This is a genomic window from Sphingobacterium rhinopitheci (assembly GCF_022627575.1).
In the GTDB taxonomy this organism is placed as follows: domain Bacteria; phylum Bacteroidota; class Bacteroidia; order Sphingobacteriales; family Sphingobacteriaceae; genus Sphingobacterium; species Sphingobacterium rhinopitheci.
The window spans coordinates 486261-508084 of record NZ_JADEYQ010000001.1 but is presented as its reverse complement, the minus strand read 5'-3'; the positions used below and the strand labels follow the sequence as shown (position 1 = coordinate 508084).

The 21824-nt window shown below is 33.9% G+C and carries 19 protein-coding genes and 1 tRNA gene; 10 read left to right on the top strand and 10 right to left on the bottom strand.

Features of this window, described 5'->3' with window-relative positions; translation table 11 throughout:
* Window positions 1-8: 8 nt before the first annotated feature.
* Genes IP023_RS02240 through IP023_RS02230 form a run of 3 tightly spaced genes read right to left on the bottom strand, consistent with a single transcriptional unit; the run spans window position 9 to window position 3635 of the window.
* Window positions 9-863, bottom strand: coding sequence for a DMT family transporter (locus IP023_RS02240; protein ID WP_241788620.1), 855 nt, complete (start codon window positions 861-863; stop codon window positions 9-11).
* Complete coding sequence (locus IP023_RS02235; protein ID WP_241788619.1) at window positions 863-1882, bottom strand: YihY/virulence factor BrkB family protein; 1020 nt, start codon at window positions 1880-1882, stop codon at window positions 863-865. The genes IP023_RS02240 and IP023_RS02235 overlap by 1 nt, the downstream gene beginning before the upstream one ends.
* Window positions 1872-3635: an AMP-dependent synthetase/ligase gene (locus IP023_RS02230; RefSeq protein WP_241788618.1), complete on the bottom strand. Its 1764-nt coding sequence runs from the start codon at window positions 3633-3635 to the stop codon at window positions 1872-1874. The genes IP023_RS02235 and IP023_RS02230 overlap by 11 nt, the downstream gene beginning before the upstream one ends.
* 169 nt (window positions 3636-3804) lie before the next feature.
* Here IP023_RS02230 and IP023_RS02225 point away from each other — a divergent pair, with 169 nt between their 5' ends.
* Complete coding sequence (locus IP023_RS02225) at window positions 3805-4308, top strand: hypothetical protein (protein WP_241788617.1); 504 nt, start codon at window positions 3805-3807, stop codon at window positions 4306-4308.
* 44 nt (window positions 4309-4352) lie between these two features.
* Here IP023_RS02225 and IP023_RS02220 read toward each other — a convergent pair whose 3' ends face one another.
* Window positions 4353-6089, bottom strand: coding sequence for a M61 family metallopeptidase (locus tag IP023_RS02220; protein ID WP_241788616.1), 1737 nt, complete (start codon window positions 6087-6089; stop codon window positions 4353-4355).
* Window positions 6090-6246: 157 nt separating this feature from the next.
* On the opposite strand from IP023_RS02220, the gene IP023_RS02215 reads away from it, so the two are divergent.
* On the top strand, window positions 6247-7110 hold the full coding sequence (locus tag IP023_RS02215) for an N-acetylglucosamine kinase (RefSeq protein WP_241788615.1): 864 nt from the start codon (window positions 6247-6249) through the stop codon (window positions 7108-7110).
* Between the two features lie 18 nt (window positions 7111-7128).
* On the top strand, window positions 7129-7641 hold the full coding sequence (locus tag IP023_RS02210) for a glutathione peroxidase (protein ID WP_241788614.1): 513 nt from the start codon (window positions 7129-7131) through the stop codon (window positions 7639-7641).
* A gap of 148 nt (window positions 7642-7789) precedes the next feature.
* Here IP023_RS02210 and IP023_RS02205 read toward each other — a convergent pair whose 3' ends face one another.
* Entirely contained in the window at window positions 7790-8377 is a 588-nt protein-coding gene (locus IP023_RS02205; protein ID WP_241788613.1) for a thymidine kinase, read from the bottom strand.
* A 192-nt stretch (window positions 8378-8569) separates the two neighbouring features.
* Between IP023_RS02205 and IP023_RS02200 the strand changes: the two genes are divergently transcribed.
* A complete protein-coding gene (locus tag IP023_RS02200) occupies window positions 8570-9412 on the top strand; it encodes a hypothetical protein (protein ID WP_241788612.1) in 843 nt (280 codons plus the stop codon).
* 32 nt (window positions 9413-9444) lie between these two features.
* Here the strand turns inward: IP023_RS02200 and IP023_RS02195 are convergent, their stop codons facing one another.
* Window positions 9445-9933, bottom strand: a complete 489-nt coding sequence (locus tag IP023_RS02195; RefSeq protein WP_241788611.1) for an ABC transporter substrate-binding protein — start codon at window positions 9931-9933, stop codon at window positions 9445-9447.
* Window positions 9934-10091: 158 nt separating this feature from the next.
* On the opposite strand from IP023_RS02195, the gene IP023_RS02190 reads away from it, so the two are divergent.
* A complete protein-coding gene (locus tag IP023_RS02190) occupies window positions 10092-10361 on the top strand; it encodes a YbaB/EbfC family nucleoid-associated protein (RefSeq protein WP_394801842.1) in 270 nt (89 codons plus the stop codon).
* 1 nt (window position 10362) lies between these two features.
* Window positions 10363-11058 carry a metal-dependent hydrolase gene (locus IP023_RS02185; RefSeq protein ID WP_241788609.1) on the top strand — a complete coding sequence of 232 codons (696 nt, stop codon included), beginning with the start codon at window positions 10363-10365 and terminating at the stop codon, window positions 11056-11058.
* Between the two features lie 46 nt (window positions 11059-11104).
* Here the strand turns inward: IP023_RS02185 and IP023_RS02180 are convergent, their stop codons facing one another.
* On the bottom strand, window positions 11105-11962 hold the full coding sequence (locus tag IP023_RS02180; RefSeq protein WP_241788608.1) for an N-acetylglucosamine kinase: 858 nt from the start codon (window positions 11960-11962) through the stop codon (window positions 11105-11107).
* Window positions 11963-12143: 181 nt separating this feature from the next.
* Complete coding sequence (locus tag IP023_RS02175; RefSeq protein WP_241788607.1) at window positions 12144-13868, bottom strand: MFS transporter; 1725 nt, start codon at window positions 13866-13868, stop codon at window positions 12144-12146.
* Between the two features lie 307 nt (window positions 13869-14175).
* Here IP023_RS02175 and rho point away from each other — a divergent pair, with 307 nt between their 5' ends.
* Both rho and pssA read left to right on the top strand, forming a co-directional pair.
* On the top strand, window positions 14176-15672 hold the full coding sequence (rho, locus tag IP023_RS02170) for a transcription termination factor Rho (protein ID WP_241788606.1): 1497 nt from the start codon (window positions 14176-14178) through the stop codon (window positions 15670-15672).
* A 57-nt stretch (window positions 15673-15729) separates the two neighbouring features.
* A complete protein-coding gene (gene pssA / locus IP023_RS02165) occupies window positions 15730-16410 on the top strand; it encodes a CDP-diacylglycerol--serine O-phosphatidyltransferase (protein ID WP_241788605.1) in 681 nt (226 codons plus the stop codon).
* A gap of 27 nt (window positions 16411-16437) precedes the next feature.
* On the opposite strand, the gene IP023_RS02160 is transcribed toward pssA, so the two are convergent.
* Together IP023_RS02160 and IP023_RS02155 are read right to left on the bottom strand one after the other, a co-directional pair.
* Window positions 16438-16842 carry a hypothetical protein gene (locus tag IP023_RS02160; RefSeq protein ID WP_241788604.1) on the bottom strand — a complete coding sequence of 135 codons (405 nt, stop codon included), beginning with the start codon at window positions 16840-16842 and terminating at the stop codon, window positions 16438-16440.
* 86 nt (window positions 16843-16928) lie between these two features.
* Window positions 16929-19718: a hypothetical protein gene (locus IP023_RS02155; RefSeq protein WP_241788603.1), complete on the bottom strand. Its 2790-nt coding sequence runs from the start codon at window positions 19716-19718 to the stop codon at window positions 16929-16931.
* 528 nt (window positions 19719-20246) lie between these two features.
* Between IP023_RS02155 and mgtE the strand changes: the two genes are divergently transcribed.
* Together mgtE and IP023_RS02145 are read left to right on the top strand one after the other, a co-directional pair.
* A complete protein-coding gene (gene mgtE / locus IP023_RS02150) occupies window positions 20247-21626 on the top strand; it encodes a magnesium transporter (RefSeq protein ID WP_241788602.1) in 1380 nt (459 codons plus the stop codon).
* Between the two features lie 112 nt (window positions 21627-21738).
* Window positions 21739-21812 (top strand) — tRNA-Asn (locus IP023_RS02145).
* The last annotated feature ends 12 nt before the right edge of the window (window positions 21813-21824 follow it).

Here is a 21824-nt window from a genome sequence, read left to right as displayed (position 1 = left end):
AGATAATTTTATTTAGGCTTTATTTTTGCCCATATTTTTGTGTCGAATAAATTCAAAACAACGCCCAACAAAATTATTCCAATAGCTACAATACTCATCAAATTGAAGGATTCATCAAATAGTATGTAACCAAATCCTAATGCATAGATTACACCTAAGTAATTGAGGCTAGCTACTTTTGCGAGGTTAGCATTTTGATAGGATAAAGTCATGTAATATTGTGCTATTTGTGTGAATATTCCAATCAATAGCAAGTAAAACCAATCCATTCCAATAGGTGTTTCCCAATGGAAAATACTATATATACCCACAAAAGGAATTGTCAATAAAGGGAAATAAAAAATGATGACCAACGGATGATCTTTACCTTTACTTTTGGATATCATATTGTAGGCTATTCCTGCAAAGAATGCAGCACCCAAGCCAATTAGTATATCAATGGTGGATATCCTAAAGTCAAAGCCTTTTAATAGTACAACCCCTAATATAGAAATGAAAAAATAGAGAAATTGAATAGGTCTTACTTTTTGCTTTGCTATAAATATTCCAAGTATCGCTGTGAAAAAAGGCGATAGGTAATTGATGGTGACAGCCGAAGCTAGTGGGATGTGCTGTAAGGTATAGAAAGACCCAATCAACCCCAAGCATCCTGCGATACCACGTAATGTCAGGGTACCAATTTGGTTACCTAAAGGAGGGATATTATGCTTTCTCAACAAATAATAGGTAACAACTAAACTAAATACAGAACGGAATAATACGACTTCTAAAGTAGGTAAATGAGAAACGTATTTTACACAGATATTCATTAAGGCGAAAAATATCCCCGCCAGTAACATATATTCAACACTCTTGTCGCGCACTATTTATTGTCGTTTTTATCCTCTCTTATTATTAATTCACTATCGTCATTTACTTCAACTTCAATTTGTTGAATCAATACGGCGAATGAATTTGGCTTAATACCATTACCGTATTTAATGGCATACTCTTTTGTAAATTGTGCCCCGAAATATAATATGGCAGCTGAGTAATAAACCCATGCTAAGAGGATTATAATGGATCCTGCAGCACCATAAGCTGTTGCTGTAGCATTTACAGATAGATATACTGAAATTCCATATTTACCTATCATAAATAATGATGCGGTGAATATGGAGCCGCCAAGAATATCTTTAAAGCGTACTTTGGCATCAGGTAAAAAGGCAAATATAAAACCAAAAAGTACAGCGATTACCGTAAATGTTATACCGGTATTTACCCAGTCCCAAAATTGTATATCGAGCTCTTGAATATTCCAAGTGTGAAATATTTTTTCTATATTTTTAGTAATAATTCCTATTATACTACTGATTAGGAGGGAAGCCATCAATAAAAAACTTAATCCAACGATCATTGAGAAGGATATTAATCGATTGATTAGCATTTTTAACCAGTCTTTTTTTGGTTTTACTTTAATCTTCCAGATAGTATTAATAGAGTGTTGTATATCTACAAAGATGGTCGTTGAAGTAATTATTAGTGTTACTGTACCTATTATTAAACCAATATTTGATTTGTTCTCCAGTGTTATTTGCTGTATAGTCTGTTCTAGTAGTTTGCCTATTTCTGGTCCTACAAATTCATTCAATTCATTGAAAACAGTATTTTTTGCCGCATCTGTACCTTCTGATAGATCACCATATAAAAATCCTAAAGCCCAAATAATAATAATAATTAATGGGCCAATAGAAAATACAGTGTAATAAGCTAGTGAAGCGCTCATTTTCATGCATTTGTCTTCTGCAAAAGCTAAGCCTGCTTTAATTAATAATTGACCAAAGCCTTTCATCTTTTGAAGAAACGGTTCTCTTTCTTTAGTTATCTTATTTTTACTCTGCATATATTGCTTTTATCAAATCATCGCAATGTTGTGCGATTATTTTTCTTTTTAGGGACAGTTTTGGTGTTAATTCACCATTTTCAATTGTCCATTCTTTTTCCAATAGTACAAATTTTTTAACTTTTTCCCACTGTCCAAATTCAGAATTCGCTATTTCTATTTCTTGGTTGTATTTTTTTAAGACCAATTCTGCTTTTATGAGGTCTTCACGACTTTCATATTTTAGATCTTTATATTGCGCATATTTTTCTAATACCTCATAAGCAGGAACAATTAATGCTGACGGAAAACGTTGATTATCTCCTATAATCATTACTTGTGCTATAAAGGTAGATTCCATTAATTTGTTCTCCATTATTTGTGGTGCTATGTATTTACCGCCTGCAGTTTTGAATATTTCCTTTTTGCGGTCAGTGATTTTTAAAAAACCATCTGCTGTTAGTTCACCTATATCTCCCGTGTAGAAATAGCCCTCTTTGTCAATACATTCTTTTGTAGCATTATCATTTTTATAATATCCTACTGTGATAGATGGACCTTTGACGAGTACCTCACCATCAGCAGCGATTTTGACATCTAGATTATGTAGTACACGTCCTACTGTACCAAATTTTACATCTTTTTCATTCCATGAATTAACAGCGATTACTGGAGATGTCTCCGTCAACCCATATCCCTCTAATACCTTAATTCCAGCGGCCCAAAAAATGCGTGCCAATCTTTCTTGAAGAGCAGCTCCCCCAGAGATTATCAGTTCTATATTGCCTCCCAATGCTTGTTGCCATTTGGAGAAAATTAACTTTCTTGCAATTGCTAATTTGAAATTGTACCAGATACTATTGTGTGCTGGCTCTTTATATTGAAATGCCAAATCTACAGCCCAAAAGAAGAGTGTCTTTTTGACCCCTGTCAATGCGTTTCCTTTTTCAATAACCTTATCGTATACTTTTTCCATTACTCGTGGTACTGTGGTGAATACTTGAGGCTTAACTTCGTTGATGTCAGCAACTATATTATCTAGGCTTTCAGCATAATAAACTTGTACACCGTTTGATATATATAGATAAACGACCATTCGTTCGAAAATATGACATAATGGTAAAAAACTTAACGATTTAGTGATGTGCTCTTGTAGTAAATGCGTACTTGCTTGTACATTACTAGTTAAATTTTTATGTGTCAAACAAACACCTTTAGGTCTACCTGTAGTGCCTGATGTATAAATTAGTGTTAATAAATCATCGGGTGTTACAGCATCATTATAGGGCTTTAAATCTAAATTGATAAATTCTCCAATAGCGATTAAATCCAATATATTTGCATAATCATCTACTGCATCTAATGTTATTACTTCTACGCTAAGTTCATTTTGTTGTATTGCTTTTTCTGCTTTTTCTGTTAGTTCTTTATTACTAACGAAAATAAATTTAGCTTCAGAATCATTCATGATGTAGGACAGATCCTGTGCAGATAAAGTTGGATAGAGTGGTACTAGAGCAATACCTAATTGGTTGCATGCAAAGTCAACAAAATTCCATTCGGGTCTATTTCCTGACATGATAGCTACTTTATCACCTTTTTTAAGGCCTTTATGTAGTAAGGCTTTAGATAAATTATCTACAACAACAATTATCTCTTCTTTGCTGTATTCTTTCCATCCATTTCCTTCACGTTTAGCAAGTTTTAACTTTCTTCCTGATGTATTTATATCTTGTTTAAGAAAGTCAAATAATCTTAAGTTAGTATAGTTCATCTTTGAATAGTTTATAATTTAGTGTAAATTACTATGTTAGCATTATAAATATAATAATTTGACTTGATTAAATAAGTATTATTTTATTATATCTATATACCTATAAGATCATTTTTACGTTTTAATAGTAAATTATATTACTTTTGAAACGTATTGAAATAGATTATATATGAAGCATATTTTACAAAGTTTTATTTTAGTGGTTATTAGCTTGGGTTTTGCAAACAGTTCATTTGCACAGCTGTCAAGTCAACAAGCTATCGGTGCACGATTTGGATCAGCAACAGGAATTAACTATCGCTATACATTAGCTCAAGATCGGGCGGTAGAGGGTATTTTGAGTATTCAAAGTAATTCTATATCGAATCGTGTTAGATTGGTAGGTTTATATGAATATTTTAAACCTATTACGAATGATTTTTCTTGGTATTATGGTTTTGGTGGAAGTATAGGTAGTTATACCTATAAAGCTTTTACGGATGCCAATGGTGCTTATCATAATTCTAATGGTGAATTGTCATTGAGTATAGATGGTATTGTTGGGATAGAATACAATGTTCCCAATGCACCTATAGCTTTATCTTTGGATATAAAGCCTTATTTTGATTTTATTCAAGAGTCTAGTATTCGAGTATTTGACCCTATTGGGCTCTCCATTAGATACAAATTCTAAAAATATATAAGCGGGATGAAATTATTTTTCATCCCGCTTTTTGTTTATATCGATAGCCATATATTTCCCAATGCTCGCTCTGCCAAGGTAGCATCGTCTTTGCGTTGAATGATATAAGCTTTTTTAGTAGCGGGCAATAAAGGTATTTCTAATGTATGAATCAAACCATCTCTGGAAATCAATAAAGATAGATTATCACCGATTAATGTATGCATTAAAAAGTAATCTAAAACTTTACCATTCTCTTCTAAGCGGTGACTGTTGACTGCAATTATTTCATCATTAACATTCAATCCTCCAATCCAAGCGCCAGAATCACGATCTATATTTTTTACTATTGTCTTACCTTCTTGGTATGCTGTTTTTACACCTATCGATGGGCTTACTTGATTCGCAAGGGTATCGATAAGTTCATAGCCCACACGATTGAAATAAGAATTGTAATCTAACTCTTCTGTAGTATGCGCAGCCTCAAATATCTCTTTTAACGTTACACCAGTCAGATCTTCTGCTAATTGTTGAAATTCATGCTCTTCAAAACCTCTATTTTCTATTAGATAAAATTGTTCATATGCTTTTCTTAAGACATCATCTAGTTTGTATTTTCCATCTGTTTCGGCAATGATCTTTAAATCTAAAGCAACAGCATGCATAGCGCCTTTATTGTAGTAGGAAATACTTACATTTTGGGAGTTTTCATCCGGACGATAATGCTTTATCCAAGTGTCAAAGCTTGAGCGTGCTGCACTTTGTAATTCATAGCCAGGTCTGTTGTATACCGTATTGAAGTCATTCGCCAATTGATGTAGGTATTCCTGTTCATTATAAAAGCCACACCTTTGCACGATCATATTATCGTAATAAGACGTAATACCTTCCATGATCCACAAGCCTGTAGTGTAATTCTCCTCGTTGTAATTGAATGGGCCTAAAGCTTTTGGACGTAAGCGCTTCACATTCCATAAATGAAAATATTCGTGAGCAACTAAACTTAAATAATTCTTATATGAGAACGCTTGCTTGTAGGCGAAGCGTGAAGTTGCTAGAATAGTAGAGTTTAAGTGTTCTAGTCCACCATATGCATGTTGATAATTGTGTGTGACGATTAAGTAATATTTGTTGGGGTTGCTACCCCAAATTCTATTTTCCTCTTGTACAATTTTAGTAATATCGCGGCTTAATTGGTCTTTATCATAATCCGCATCTCCTACCATCGCACATTCGTGCAATATGCCATCTACATCGAAAGACCATGTATCTTGATTACCTATTTCAAATGGACTATCGTATAAAACATCAAAGTTCTCGGCAAAGAATATATTTTCATCTCCATGAAGTGCAAGGCCTGTTGATATCTTGTTCCAATGAATAGGTAATTCTACCTCAACAGTAGTAGGCAAATGTATGTGATCTTCAATATGCATAAATATCCCCACAGGACTTAAGAATGCTCTGCTATTATCAATAAAGCTTGTACGTACTGAGGTTTCAAATGCATATATACCATAATGTATATGGACAGCTTCGTAATTATTATAAATACGCCAGGTATTTTTATTTAGTTTGTCTACCTCGATAGGCCTTTTGTCGACAGTATGAGCCGAAAGACGTTCTACATTTTTACTGTATTCGCGGATTAAGTATGATCCAGGTGCCCAAACAGGCATTTTTATATCTATAAATTGTTTGTTGGTTATGTTATTGATATGCATCAATACTTCAACATAGTGGGTTTGTGGTTCAGGAAATGAAAGTTTGAAATATACGGATGGAGTCAACATGAGCAGTATTTAATCTTTTTCTAATCAAAATAATACGTAAAGGTAGGGGTATTGTCAAGGAGTTCAAAATATTATTGTGCACAAACAATGAATAAAGTACTAATCATATTTAGTATATTTGGGATACTAAATATGGTAAAATAACAACAAATTACGAATGATTTTAGTCGCAGATAGTGGTTCCTCAAGCTCAGACTGGATGTTAAATGTCCCTGATAGTAAACCTCTTTTTTTCAAAACTAAGGGGTTGAATCCTTTTTTTGTCAATGAAAAGGAAATACAAAATGTAATGACCGATGTACCTGAAATAATCCCTTATATTGATGAAATAAGAGAAGTATATTTTTTCGGGGCTGGCAGTATAACGCCTGATCGCAGAGAGATCGTTTCCAATGCATTGACAGCGCTATTTCCAAAAGCATTTATAGCCGTAGAATCAGATTTATTGGGTGCTGGATATGCAACATGTGGAAGTACACCTGGTTTAATAGCAACTTTGGGCACTGGCTCAGATATCAGTTTTTATGATGGCAATGATCTCAAACCTAGTGTGCATGGTATTGGTTATGTATTGGGGGATGAAGGTTCAGGTGCTTGGTTTGGCAAGCGGTTGATAACAAGTTTTCTATATGGAAAAATGCCTAAGGATTTAGAGAATAAATTTTCAGAAAAATACGCTTTAACGAAAGATGCCGTTATTAAAAACGTATACCAAAAAGAAAGACCTAATTCTTATCTAGCTTCTTTTGCTATGTTTATGGATGAGCAAAGAAATAATCCGTTTATTGATAAATTGTTGACAGATGGATTTGATGAATTTGTGCGTACAAATATTATGACTTTCCCTAATTATTGGGATTACAAATGTAATTTTGTTGGTCGTATTGCCTATACATTTGACCTTCACCTTCAGGCAGTATGTAAGTTACATGGTGTACAGGTAGGTAAAATACTAAGGTCACCTATAGAAGAGCTTTTTCATTATGTAGTAGAAAGAGAGACACAAAGTGTAGATAATTGATAACTTAATACACAAAAAATGATAACATTAGCATTAATTATGGTGTTGAATATATTCACACCGAGTAATACAATCTATGATTACTCTTTTAAAACGATCAATGGTGAAGATAAAAGCCTAGCTGATTTTAAAGGGAAGAAAATTTTAGTCGTAAATACGGCTTCAAAATGTGGGTTTACAAAGCAATATAAAGATCTTCAAAAATTGCATGAAATGTATGGTGAGCAACTTGTAATTATAGGTTTTCCGGCGAATAATTTTGGCAGTCAGGAACCTGGATCTAATGAAGATATTAGTACTTTTTGTGAAGAAAATTATGGCGTTACATTTTTGATGGCGGAGAAAGTGGATGTTAAGGGTGATAAGATCAATCCGTTATTTAAGTTTTTAACAACACAGGATAACCCTGATTTTTCGGGAGATATTAAATGGAATTTTGAAAAATTCTTGATTAATGAAGATGGAAAGTTAATGCATAGATATCGCTCTCAGGTTAGTCCGTTAGATCCTATAATAACGGCGCAATTATAATTAAAAAAGGCTTCTGAAATTTTCAGAAGCCTTTTTTAAAACTAACCAATTTAAACTAAATTTTATGAATTCTACTTCCTAAAAAAGTAACTATACAAATGTACAGTCGAATGGTGTTAAATTATGTTATAGTATGTTTAAGGTTATGTTAAATTTTATCGCTTGCAATATAATAACAGTACCTGCATCTAGGCTCGTAGCTTTCTTTCTCCCCCAATAAAAGTACATGCTCACTTTTGTCTGTACGATATGAATAATTCGCTGGTGCACCACATTGCATACATACAGCATGTACTTTAGTAACATCTTCAGCCACCGCCATTAATGCTGGCATAGGTCCAAATGGATTACCTTGAAAATCCATATCTAACCCAGCTACTATAACACGAATACCTTTATTTGCCAATTGAATACATACGTTAGGGAGCTCATTGTCAAAAAATTGAGCTTCATCGATGCCTACTACTTTGATATCATTACTTAATAAAAGTATAGCAGAGGAATGGTTAACCGGTGTCGAAGGAATACTATTGCTATCATGAGAAACGACTTGATTTTCTGAGTAACGGACATCAAGTGCTGGCTTAAAGATTTCTACAGGTAGTTTTGCAAACTGAGCACGTTTCATACGTCGAATTAATTCCTCTGTTTTACCAGAGAACATTGATCCGCAGATGACTTCGATGCTACCTATTTTTCTGTCTTTTTGATTAAAATATTGTTCTGAAAAAAGCATAATTACACAACTAAAACTATTTTTTGATAAGTGTTAAGAAATATCAAATACTCCGTATAAGCTGCACGAATATCGAAATTATATCTTATTTTTGAAGTATAAATCCGTCGGTATTTTAGAAACATTTCATTATCAAATGTTTGCTTTATCTACGATAATCAAATTTTAAACAAAATATAAATTACTTTACACATGGCTAAATCTAAAGAACAATTGTTGACAAAGATAGATAATCTCCTTGTAGAAATAAATTCGCAATATGCAGATTTGAAAAGTAGTAATCAATTGGAAGGAATAGAAATAGCACTATTGTCTAGTAATATAGATTATTTGTCTTCTCAAGTAAAAGCTTTGTCTTATTTTCAACAACCTACTGTAAAAGAATCTAATGTAAGTGAAGAAGTTGAATTGTTTACCCCTTCTATTAAATTGGAGTATGAAGCTGATGAGCAAGAGACTTTTGAAGAAATCGTAGAGCAACCTATAGTCGTTGCTGCTGTAGAACAAACATTGGAGGAGGTACAGACGATAAATACCCAGCATAATACGGTATCCGATTTCGTTCCACGAATCGAAGAACCTGTTTATGTGCATGAACCTGCTAAAATACCTGAACCAGAGCCTGTTGTTGAGCCTGTAAAAGAGGTGGTAATGACTTCTAACGAGGAAGTTCCTGCCCTAAATACACAAGAAAAAGTTACTTCTGAAAGACCTTTAACGATAAATGAGTTAATACAACAGCAGAAGCAAGCGGGTGTTAATATGACGCAGCAGTTTCAAACAGCCTCTAGTCAAGAAAAAGCAATAGATTTAAAAGTTGCTATTAGTCTAAATGATAAATTGTTGTTTATTAAGGATCTTTTTAATGGCTATAGCTTAGCGTATAGTGAAGCATTGGAATTACTAAATAGATTTGATAATTATGCGGAAGCAGATGCTTTCTTGCAGACTAACTATGCTTTGAAAAATGGATGGGCTGATAAGCCACAGACAGTGGATAAGTTTTATGCTTTATTAAGGAAAAAATTCAACTAATAAAAAAAGGGACTTTAGTCCCTTTTTTTATTTTATAATAAATCAAATTTGACCCAATCTTCTCCATCTCTTCCATAGAAAAAATATTTAGATTGAATTATTTCGGCTAATATCTCTGTATCTCGAACATAGTTCTCTGCTAGATCTGAAAAATCATTCCCTTGGATAATATATATTTTATTCTCTATTAAAGCTCTTATTTTTTGACTCTTAAGTTCTGATAAGTACGTAGGGAGAACTTGATACAGGGTATTAGAATCTTGAATTATGATTATAACTTGCGGATTATCTTCCATATTATCCGTTAAATTGCCTCCCGCTATTTTCACTTTTTCTGCGAGTAGACTATTGTATACTGGAGTGAAGTTGTTTTTCTGATTTAGAATTACCACGGTCGGAAAACTATCTTTAGGAAGAAACTTTAACTTATGGATTATGATATCTATTTCTTCTTCCATTTGTTCTGCTTGATTAGGATTCAGACTTCTTAAGTTGGCAATTATCTCTTCATATTTTGTCATGCTACAAATTTAATGAGGCATTTTTTATAAACCTAATTAAAGAATCGATTTTGAGCTAAATTCTTGATTTCGTACTTTAGTAAAGTACAAATAACAATAATATTATGTTTGATAAATTATTCCAGGCTCAACAAAAGGCAGAAGAGATTAAAGCAAGATTGAATAATATTTCAGTATCTGGTGAAGCTGAAGGTGGTAAAGTTCGTGTTGTAGCTTCTGCAAATAAGGAGATTAAAGAAGTTCACATCAGTGATGAGTTATTTGCTGAGGGCGATAAAGAGCAAATTGAGGACTTATTAATAGTAGCCTTAAATAAGGCATTAGTTCAAGCCGAAAATATTAGCCAGACCGAGATGGCAGCAGCATCGCAAGATATGTTAAGTGGACTTGGTGGTTTAGGTGGTTTAGGAAATTTATTTGGTAAATAATATGGCTAATCAAATATCTGTTCGTTATTTGGGGCATGCGTGCTTTGAATTTGACTTTAATGGAATTAAGGTGCTATTAGATCCTTTTATCTCTTATAATCCTCTAGCGAAAAATATTAATGTAGAGGAATTAAAACCCGACTATATATTTTTGAGCCATGGCCATGAAGATCATGTCGCTGATTTAGCAACGATTCAAGCCCAATCTAATGCAACAGTAGCGGCGATCGTCGAAACAGCTGGTTGGGTGAGAAGACAAGGAATTAGTGCTGATAAGGTTATTGAATTTAATTTTGGGGGTACATTGACCTTACCATTTGGAAAAGTGAAGATGGTTTATGCTTTGCATACCAATTCTACGCCTGATGGTGCTTATGCTGGTGCTCCTTGTGGATTTGTATTCTATATAGGTGATAAAACAATCTATTATGCTGGCGATACGGCATTGACTTTAGAAATGAAGCTTCTAGATGATTTAGAACTTGATTGGGCTATTTTACCAATAGGAGGACATTATACGATGGATGCTCTTGATGCGGTAAAAGCTGCGCATTTTGTGAAGTGTAGGAATGTCATAGGTATGCACTATGATACTTTTTCACCTGTTACTATTGATATAGATATAACGAAGAGAATATTTGAAGACGCTGATTTGAATCTTAAATTGTTACAACTAGAAGAATCTATTTCATTATAGTACATCAAATAAAAAAGCCAGATTTTAGTAAATCTGGCTTTTTTATTTATTGACCCAAAGATCTTTCGATATGGAATTTTACTAAATCATCGATTGGTGAACGTAAGATCTTGCCTACTTTCATGCCATATTGTATAGCTTTTTCCTCTAATACGTTACGGAAGTTGTAACCTACAGACCCGATACAGTTAAAAGTATAATCTTGATAATTAGGGTACTTAGACACCAAATTAGCAAAGAAAGCTTCAAATGAATCGTCTACAATTTTACGGGTGTACTCAATGTTTACATTGTTGTCATAGACAAATTTACTAAAGCTAGCACAGAAGCGATTTGCTAATGGTTTAGTGTAAACAGTGTCCATGATTTCATCTCCAGTCATTTTGTACGTATTGTAGAATGCTTTAGCAACATCTTCTGGCATTAAATTACGGACGAAATCTGTTAATAATTTTTTACCAATGTATGAACCAGAGCCTTCATCACCTAGGATGTAAGCGGCAGAGCTGATGTTGTGTGTGATTTCTTCTCCATCGTAAATGCAGGAGTTTGTACCTGTACCTAATATCGCTGCGAAACCTGCTTCTTTACCTAATAAGGCTCGTGCTGCAGCCAATAAATCATGGCCAATTTCTATTTGAGCATTAGGAAACAGTTCACGGAATGCATCTTCTACGATCTTTGCTTTTTCTTGATTGTGCACACCAGCACCATAGTAATTTACCTCTTTAATTTTCGCTAAAGGTAAATCATGAGGTAGTCCTTTTTTCAAGGAACTAACGATGTAATCGCTATCTACAAAGTAAGGGTTATATCCTTCTGTGTTAAAATAGATCTTCTTTTGGTTATCATCTAACAGGCACCAATTGGTTTTGGTTGAACCTCCATCTGCAATAATAATCATTATGGTTTGTTTTAGTTCAGTAATTCTATATAATAAGCTTTTCGAAGATACATTATTATTGATAAAAACAATGCTTAATTTTTATATTATTTTTGATATAATTAAAAAAACAGCCTCTATTAATATATAGAGACTGTTTTTTTTATAAACACTTAGTGTAAAAAATACAATTAGTAGGCTGCTAATGGCTACTTGTACTCTCTAAATTGTCAATGTCTATGTTCTGCTTTTTCAAAAATTGCTTGGCTAGAAAAGCGAATGCAATGATATATATAAATCCTAGTAAAGGAAGTATATATGAATTGTGAACACCAATTATATCCGCTAATTTCCCTTGGATAGGAGGGATGATCCCACCTCCCAAAATCATCATTACTAAAAAAGCTGATCCCTGCTCCGTGTATTTACCTATGCCTACGATAGATAGGGAGAAGATAGATCCCCACATAATGGAGCAGGCTAGGCCGCCTGTTAAAAAGGAGTAAATAGCAACCGTACCAGATGTCATCAGTCCAATTAGCATGGCTAATGCACCTAGTGAACCAAAGATTATTAATGTCCTTACGGGTTTATCTTTACTAATAAAAAAGGCTATGACTTGAACAATTACACAAATTATAAAAAAGTATAGGTGTGACATATTGAATCCTGCAATAGAATTTACCGCTAAAATAATACCAAACGCTATAAATGGAACTGTACCCAAAAGGATTTGTTTGGTTGATTTTTTGAAATTAAATGCGGTCAATGCTCCGGCCCATCGGCCAATCATCATGCCTCCCCAATACATAGATATATAGGGGGTAATTTCTGATGATTGCAGGCTTCCAAATTCTTGTAAGCTCAATAATTCTCCTAAATTACTACCTATAGCAACTTCTACGCCCACGTAAATAAATAAAGCCAACATGCCTAATACAAGCTGTGGATAGCGCATAGCGCCCCAACCTTCCGGTTGCTTATTTGCTTTACTATATGCAAATAATAAAGAACCTACTATTACGATAAGTGCACCAAAGAGTAAGCCCATTCTCTTTAATTCTAATGGATGAGCAATGTCTTTTATTTGAATTTTTAGTGCTTGTATATCTGTTGGATTGTGCAGGGTGCTTAGTTGTTCTTGCAATGACGTTAGCTCTAAAGCTACATCGCTCTTATAACTTAAAAATACAGGTATAAACATGCAAAGCAGTAATACGGTCATGATAATAAGTGTATTTTTGGCCTTATTTGAAGACTCCATGGGTTCATTATTTATCCCCAATGGTACTTTTTTAGAAAAATAAAAAAGAGCTGCTGCAAGGATAAAAAGTAATCCAACGCCTATATATAAGTAAACGACTTTATTGAGTGGTAAATTGGATATTTCTGAATCAGAAATAGTTTCAAATGTTCCAAATAAGGCATAACCAATTACTAGTGGGCCGATAGTAGTACCAAATGAATTTACTGCGCCACCAAGATTGACACGGGACGCACCCGTTTTTGGGTCTCCTAATAATACAGCAAATGGATTGGCTGCAGTTTGCTGTAATGAAAAACCTAATGCCACAATAAATAATCCGATTAGCATGCCCAAATACATATTAACTTCTACCGCTACTATCATAGCTCCAGCACCTAATGCAGAAAAGAGTAGGCCATAGACGATACTTTTTTTATACCCCCATTTTCCTATGATATCTCTGCCCGTCAGGGTACCGCTTACAAATAATACTAAGGCGCCTATATAGTAAGCACTGTAAAAGGCAAAATCGATCAATTGAGATTGAAATTGATCCAAATGGAAATAGTTCTTACAAAATGGGATAAAAATGCTATTCCCTGCAGCGATAAAGCCCCAAAAGAAAAATACTATAATTAAAGTATAAAGGGCAGGATAGTTGGTCTCTTTATTATTATTCATAACGATTTTAGGTTTTCTTATGTTAAATATACAGAAAATTAATATTTTTCATTATATTCTTTTTTTTCCTAAAACGTTTTAGTACTGCAGATGTGTCATATGTTAACATATATTTTTATTTTTTTTTTGTTTTTCCAAATCTTATAGTTTTCTTTGTATATTCTCAAATTTATCCTGCTGCAAAACATTTGTTTAAAGTTTATGTTTTGTGTATAAGGATTTAAGTTTTCAAATTAGTATTAAACTTAAGTTCTGGTTAAATTTCAAACTTTTAAGATCCAAAAGAAATAATCATAATTCAATATTAATGAATATCAACGAATTGAATTCAAAACTCGTGTCAGAATTGCGCGAGATAGCGAAGGTATTAGGTATTGTAGATGTTGATAAACTTCGCAAACAAGAATTAATCGACAAGATTGCAGAAGTTGCTCAACAGTCTGCTGATGTTACAAATGAACCCGAATTAGTTTCCGTAGAAAGTGATTCAGAAGAAAAAGGCAAACGTAGTAGAACACGAACAGTTAAATCTGAACCTATTGCGGTTTCAAAATCTCACAAATTAGATGATGATACTGATGCACATTTATTCAGTAGAACTTCAACTCCTAACGAAGAAGTAAAAGCTGCAGAACAAGCAGCGCCGATTGAAGCCAAAAAACCAGAAGTTAGTTCCTCAAATACAGATTTTGATAATGTTATCGTTAATGAAGGTGTATTGGAAATAATGCCTGATGGCTACGGTTTTTTACGCTCTTCTGATTACAATTACTTAACATCACCTGATGATATTTATGTATCTCAGTCTCAAATAAAATTATTTGGCCTAAAAACGGGTGATAATGTAAGAGGTAGTATTCGCCCGCCTAAAGAAGGGGAGAAATATTTCCCTTTGGTGCGTATAGAATCGATAAACGGTCAAAACCCTGCCGAGGTTAGAGATCGTGTACCTTTCGATTTTTTAACACCATTATTCCCGGACGAAAAATTAAACTTAGATTTAGGCTCTAATAACTATTCTACGCGTATCATGGATCTTTTTACACCTATCGGTAAAGGTCAGCGTGGATTAATCGTAGCACAACCTAAAACAGGTAAAACTAACTTGTTGAAAGAAGTCGCTAACGCAATTGCTAAAAATCACCCTGAAGTTTATTTGATTATATTGTTAATCGATGAGCGTCCTGAAGAGGTAACAGATATGGCTAGATCGGTACGTGCTGAGGTCGTTTCTTCTACTTTTGATGAACCTGCAGAAAGACATGTGAAAATTGCTAATATCGTATTGGAGAAAGCAAAGAGAATGGTGGAGTGTGGTCATGATGTAGTCGTTTTATTAGATTCTATCACGCGTTTAGCGCGCGCTTACAATACTGTAGCTCCGGCATCAGGTAAAATATTGTCTGGTGGTGTTGATGCTAATGCTTTACATAAGCCTAAGCGTTTCTTTGGTGCGGCACGTAATATTGAAAATGGTGGTTCATTGACTATATTAGCAACTGCATTGACTGAAACAGGCTCCAAAATGGATGATGTTATTTTTGAAGAATTCAAAGGTACAGGTAATATGGAGTTACAATTAGATCGCAAGTTAGCGAATAAACGTTTATTCCCTGCGATTGACTTGACAGCCTCGAGTACACGTCGTGACGATCTATTGATGGATAAAGAAGCATTACAGCGTCTGTGGGTACTACGTAACCACTTAGCTGATATGAATTCTACAGAAGCAATGGAGTTTTTACTACAACAAATGCGTGGTACACGTTCAAATGAAGAGTTTTTGACAAGTATGAATGGATAATTCATATTTAATTGATAATTTTGAGCCATCTAATTTTAGATGGCTTTTATTTTTTTAATGAAAAAACATATCCCTAATTTTATTACTTGCCTTAACTTGTTAAGTGGATGTATCGGTATTTTATTGGTATTGAAAGGTGACTATTTATCTGCATTTTACTGTGTAATAGCTTCTGGTATTTTTGACTTTTTTGATGGTTTTGTAGCGCGCATATTGCATGTTAAATCTCTCATAGGTAAAGAATTAGATTCTTTAGCAGATGTGATTAGTTTTGGCTTGCAGCCAGCTATGTTGATGTATATGCTCTTGAAAGATGTGACTACGCATGCGTATCTTCCTTATCTCGGATTCTTAATAGCTATTTTTTCAGCTCTACGTTTAGCTAAGTTTAATATTGATGAAAGACAAACGTCTGATTTTATAGGTGTGAATACGCCAATGAATACATTTTTGATCTTCTCAATACCTTTTATTGGGGAAATCTATCCGAATTTAATTTATTCGACATACACTTTGATTGCAATTTCTGTTATCACGAGTTTGCTTTTGGTTAGCGAGTTGAAGCTTTTTTCTATGAAATTGAGTTCGCTTGCATGGAGAGATAATAAGTTTAAATATATATTTTTACTGACCTCTTTGCTATTAATATTGATTTTCAAACTCATAGCAGTGCCAGTAATTTTTATTTTATATCTGGTGTTTTCGTATTTACATTTCGCTTCTGAGAAGGGGAAATAGAGATTGGGAACTTAAAAATACTTAACGCTATTTAATGACGATAGCTTTATGTATTTTATCTACCCAAGGTTTTAAAATAGCAGCCAATTCATAGTTTTCATTATGAGCAAATCTTACCATGATTTGTTGTAATGTGCAATGCATCTCTTTGTATTCAGGAAATCTGCCATGTAAATCTTTGTAATCATTAATGACCTCAGTTACTTGGCAATAAATCTCATACTCAACAAATTTTTTGTGATGGTTGTTTTTTGAAATTAGCCAATCATCTTCATCACAAAATCCATTGCTGATATGCGTATTGCACGCTTTGTCAAAATCATTTCTATATACAGTTAGTTCTGTTTTTATTTTTTCCTTTTTATCAAGGAATGTTTGATAGAGTGAAGCCAAATTTTCTTGTACTTCATCTTCCTTTGAGATTATGGGCATGAGTGTAAATTGTTCTTTTTTTTTATGTAAACAATTTTTAAACACTTTTGTTTTAGGTAGTTATATTACCTATGCTTTATCTCTTCTTAATAGTTATAGCTTAAAGATAATTCCGGGAATATTTTTTTTCTAGCATTATTCACTGTAATATAACTTGCTTTTGTCTCTAATACAAAATTAGGTAATGTGTATTTGAATAGTCTAAAGTCAAAAAATAAACTTCCGCTTATAGCTTGTGGTGTTGCACTAGATTCTTGAATATTGAGATAGTTTGCTGCGACACTAGCATATATACGTCTAAGGTAGGCGAGTTGTCCTAATGACCAATCCGGATAACTCAAAGGAAGTCTATAGTCTATTAATAAGGTGTTTTTAATCGTTTTGTAAGGGATATATGCAATACCACTAAAGAGCGGTATATCATTGGTAGAGGTGAATCTTCCTGTGTTTTCTTGCATTGAATACCTCAATTGTATACCATGATTAATCACAAAACCTGGGAAATATAAATTTGCTCGAAATGACCATGATGATCCTTTCAATTCCTGCTCGAAAGGTAAATGTCTATAGATAAAGTTGAAATTTTGTCCCCATCTTGGGAAGATATCCATTCTACTCCGTAAGGAGTTTTTGTTGAAATAAAATTGGTAGTTCAATGGTAATTTAATGTCCGTATTGAAGTTGGATAATGAAATACTGGTATTGTATCTATGTTGGTACGAAGTACCTACGTTGATACCGTATGAATACACTTTGTTTCCTCTGTATTTTACAAAAGGTAATTGGATATCTGCCGAAATTAGACTTTCTCTATAATCAAAATTTAGCGTAGAGTCAGGTTTATTTGGTACTGAAGCGGAAGCTATTTGACCTCTGTTTTTATAGCCAATAGTAAGTTTTGGATAATATTTTTGATAAGAAATCTGGGCAGAATAAATTGATTTCCTAATATCGGTATCATATTCATAGCCTATTTTTGTCTGTGTAGTATTTAGTACATCATTTGAAAGTATAAAAATACCCGGTTTGAGGTTGTCGAAACTTTCAAAATCACTACCACTCAAACTAATACTATGGAAGTTAATGGCATGTGCTATAGTATTGTATTTTGAAATGCTATATGTCGTGTCTCCATTTGTCGCGACTGCTGGTATTTGGAATGTATTCTGGTTAGGGTATAAAGTTTTTATCTTGTCGATACGGACTGTTTGTGCTGTAGAATCGTTTAGTGTCAAATGGTTTATTTTTAACCCTTTTAGTGTATAGTCATTGAAGTATACTTTGTTTTGATGTACATAAGGATTAAAAGCACCAAATTGAGTATCTGTGATTCTTACTATTTGACCTTTATTTAAGCTAAAGATATCATCTTTATTGTCAATGTTTGTTTTAAAAAATATTGTATCATCGTAATATATAGGGCGCTCAATCTGTTGATTGCCCCAAGGAAGTAAGAGCTCTAACTTTTCGTTTTTAAGATCTATTTCTACTAAGGTTGTTCCATTTTCGGAGACTCCTATAGCCACTATTTTTTCTCCACTAGTATGATATTGTGGTTGCTGGATATGTATGCCTATTGGAGATTTTATACTTTTTATTTTCGTACCATGGTATGTATCTACGATGGTTAGGTAGCTGTTGTTGGCTTCATCTACTTCTACACATGCTATGTGTTGCAGATCTGGAGAGAGTGTAGGCGTATAGTATCTAGTCTCGTAGGTGATGGTTTTCTTTTGCTTTGTCTTTGTATTATACGTATTTATTACATTGAATGTTTCCTTGCTAAATCTTGCATTTCTACGTACTTCATCCCATACTATAATATCGCCTTTGCTGTCAAAATATGGCATCAATTGAATTCCTGTTTTTACTATTTCTTTTGGAGTTGCTAATGTATTATTATCTATACTAATGATGCGTGACGTGCGCTGTGGTCCTTGTTGTAAAGCGTAGATATGACCTCCATTCACTTGGGGTAATATATAATCAGTAGGATATTTGTCTTTAGCGTCTATTCGATTAGGGTATATATTCTCTGTTTTTACCTCCCATATCTGTGCTAAATTGGCTATAGTTTGTTTGAATAAGGTGTTTGAATTATGACCGTAATATTTTTTAAGTGCTCTTTGAAAGTTGAAAGGTCTTAGCAATTTTCCTCTCATATTTGTGTATATATTACTTGTGTTTAATATGTCTTTTTCATACAATTCACTATTCATAAAGTATCCAATTGTATAGTAACTAGGTACTATATCTTTGAAAGAGCCATGGGTATATTTGTTAAAATTGAAGTTCACGTTTGACTGTATATTTGCACGTATAGGCATTTGCCATGATGACAAACGACCTCTTCCACCGGCTGAATATAATGTCTCGTGGAGGACTGCATCTCCTTCAAAGTACCATGAAGGTAGGTTGAGGGAGAACAGTGCTAAGGCTAATTGCTGGCCATACGGCTTACGTAGATTGCCGGTCAAATTATCAAACTGTGCTACATGCCGCAACTCATGAACACTTAGGTTAGTGAGCCATGATTGGTTGTCTGCTATTCCTGAAGGCGTAGAATAATACTCTGATTTACGAGGTGCTAGTTGTACAAAACCATTTTGTTCCAACGTATTTTCTTGAATTACGATGCTTATTTTTCGTGCTTTTCTAACAAGATTGCCATTCGCTTGATTTAGTTGAATGTCAATAGTATGGGCTAGTTTATTTGCGGAAGGGGTGAATTGTTCGGGAAAGATTAGTTGAAATTTTTCTGTATTTATCTGCTTCCATTTTATGTTAGAATTAGCTTGCTCATGGTCAAAAATCTGCGCTTTTCCTTGAAATGTATTTATTATTAATAGTATTATACTTAATATTTTTATTTTCATTTTGTTGAGTTTTCAAAAACTACGACTTTTTATTTAAGCTGAATATTTTAGTATATAATTTAATTATTACTGGAATGTTGATTTATCAATTTAACAATATAATTTTTGCTTAGAAAATCGTTGGTTTATTTAAGGCTAAGCTACAGATTTTAGTTTATATTCTTAATTCAACGTATAGTATTTATACTTTTCTTTTACGGTATCTTAGCTGTATTTTCAGTAGGTTTACACCGGTATAATCATTCCTGTTTTCTGCTAAAGGTTAGTGGTGGTATCTTGTCGTTATTATAGCCTTGCTCGCTTTTGGGTATTTTAGTAAACATAAAGGATTCGCTACATAATTTACATTTGTATTTTAAGCTCTTTTCTTGGTTTTACTTAGTGCTTATAAGTTTATTTATTTAGGTCTATTTTTACTTTTATTATTAACAATAAAAAGATTCTATTTTTTAATAGAAAAAAACGACTTTTGCAAGAAGAATAAAAAAGTATACCCTTATGTAGGAATGTTAATTTTCGGAGATAGTTATGAATGAATTGGAAGAGAAGGTAGCCTATATCGAACAGCTTATTAAAGATAATAATCTTGATGAGCTTGCTGAGTATCTTAATGAATTAAATATTTCTGATGTTGAAGAGTTAATCGATGAATTGCCAGATTCTGGTTCTTTATTTCTAGAAATTTTGAATCTAAATCGTGCAGTTAATGTATTTCGTATTTTAGATTTTCCTACCCAAGAACGTATTTTTAAAAAACTTTCTGCAAGTAAAGTCCGCGAGATTCTAAATGAAATGCCTCCCGATGACCGTACTTCTTTTTTCGGCGAATTGAAAGGTGATGTTGTAAAACGCTTAATCATTCTTCTAGCTCCTGAGGAGCGCCGTGAAGCACTTTCACTATTGGGGTATCCAGAGGACAGCGTAGGTCGTTTGATGACACCAGACTATATTACAGTCAAGGCGCATTGGACGATTACACGTATCTTAGATCATATTCGTCGATATGGTAGTGGTTCTGAGACGATCGATGTATTGTATGTCATAGATACAGAAGGAAAGTTAGTGGATGATATTCGAATTAAGGATATCTTATTGGCTCATCCGGACACGCAAGTAGGTGATTTAATTGATAATCGTATTATTGCGCTAAATGCTAATGATCCTCAGGAGGAAGCAGTTACTATATTCCGTATGAACAATAGAGTAGCCTTACCTGTTGTTGATGAACAAGGGATCATGTTAGGTATTGTTACTATTGATGATATTTTGTGGGTAGCCAATGAAGAATATACCGAAGATATGCAGCGCTTTGGTGGTACCGAAGCTTTAGATGAACCTTATCTTGATGTTTCTATTTTTCACTTGGTCAAGAAACGTGGTGGTTGGTTGATTGTACTTTTCTTGGGGCAGCTTTTGACAGCTACAGTTATTGAGCATTTTCAAGGACAAATGGAAAAGGTGATTTACTTGATGGCATTGATGCCATTGATTATGTCTAGTGGTGGTAACTCAGGGTCACAGGCTTCTACCTTGGTTATTCAAGCAATGGCTATGGGAGAGGTGAATATTTCAGATTGGTGGCGCGTAATGAAACGAGAGATTCTCTCTGGTTTGTTTCTTGGATTAATACTTGGCGCGCTTGGTTTTCTGCGTATCGCAGGAATGCAGGTTTTCTTAGACTCTTATGGCGAGTATTGGATTCTTGTAGCCCTAGTAGTTAGTATATCATTAGTTGGGGTAGTGCTGTGGGGTTCGCTTACAGGATCGATGCTTCCTTTCTTATTGAGACGCCTCGGCGCAGATCCAGCAAGTTCTTCCGCACCATTTGTATCTACTTTAGTGGATGTAACAGGGCTTATTATTTATTTTACAGTAGCTACTTTGATATTGCGCGGTATTTTATTGTAAAATAAAATAATTGGCAATGAATGACTTGTGTTTTTTTTGTAAAAAATATTTGCAGAACTCTTTAAAAGTTCCGATAATTGCATCACCAAAACGGTAACGGAGTCGGTTTGATTCCTCCTTAGCTCAGCTGGTTAGAGCATCTGACTGTTAATCAGAGGGTCCTTGGTTCGAGCCCAAGAGGAGGAGCAAAATAGAAAT